General features: G+C 69.5%; 1 protein-coding gene. It reads right to left on the reverse strand.

All coding sequences use genetic code 11. The features are described 5' to 3' along the window. The coding region (locus tag LPA54_RS38235; protein ID WP_228984985.1) for an LLM class flavin-dependent oxidoreductase at positions 1 to 401 on the reverse strand (401 nt) is incomplete at its 3' end. Positions 402 to 459: the final 58 nt, after the last annotated feature.

Raw genomic sequence — 459 nt, forward strand, 5'->3', positions numbered from 1 at the left:
ATCGCCAGCTGCTCCTCGAGGCGGGCGAACTTCTCCTTGGGGAAGGGAATGCCGTACGCCTTGTGCTCCTCCTCGAACCAGCCCGCGCCCAGGCCGAGTTCGACGCGGCCGCCGGACATCTGGTCGACCTGCGCGACCTGGATCGCGAGCACGCCGGGGAGGCGGAAGGTGCCGGCCGTCATCAGCGTGCCGAGGCGGATGCGCTTGGTCTCGCGGGCGAGTCCGGCGAGGGTGATCCAGGCGTCGGTGGGACCGGGCAGACCGTCCCCCGAGCCCATGCTCAGGTAGTGGTCGGAACGGAAGAAGGCGTCGAAGCCGAGGTCCTCGGTGGCCTTGGCGACGGTGAGCAAGGTGTCGTAGGTGGCCCCCTGCTGGGGCTCGGTGAAGATGCGAAGATCCATGCCTCTTATCCTGCACGGTCCCGGGGGCGGGGGCGCGCGAGGACCGTCGGCATGCCTT

The organism is Streptomyces sp. DH12, assembly GCF_020873895.1.
In the GTDB taxonomy this organism is placed as follows: Bacteria; Actinomycetota; Actinomycetes; order Streptomycetales; family Streptomycetaceae; genus Streptomyces.